At 60.1% G+C, this 271-nt stretch carries 1 pseudogene; it reads left to right on the top strand.

Annotation, left to right across the window (positions count from 1 at the left end):
* Positions 1–271 (top strand): annotated as a pseudogene (gene glyA, locus J2D75_RS14370) (serine hydroxymethyltransferase); the annotation flags it as partial.

Here is a 271-nt window from a genome sequence, read left to right as displayed (position 1 = left end):
ACGCCAGCAGGACGGCATTCTGGACTACGAGGAAATGGAAAGCCTTGCGCGCACGCATCGCCCGTCCATTATCGTGGCGGGTGGTTCGGCTTATCCGCGTATTATCGACTTTGCGCGCTTCCGCCGGATTGCGGATGAAGTCGGCGCGAAGCTGATGGTGGATATGGCGCATTTTGCCGGTCTGGTTGCGGCTGGGCTGTATCCGAACCCGATCGAACATGCGCATATTGTCACCTCCACCACACACAAGACGCTGCGTGGCCCGCGTGGC

The organism is Acetobacter suratthaniensis (assembly GCF_017377745.1).
Taxonomy (GTDB): Bacteria; Pseudomonadota; Alphaproteobacteria; order Acetobacterales; family Acetobacteraceae; genus Acetobacter; species Acetobacter suratthaniensis.
The sequence above is the reverse complement of the archived record's forward strand: the minus strand, read 5'-3'. Positions and strand labels throughout refer to the sequence as shown.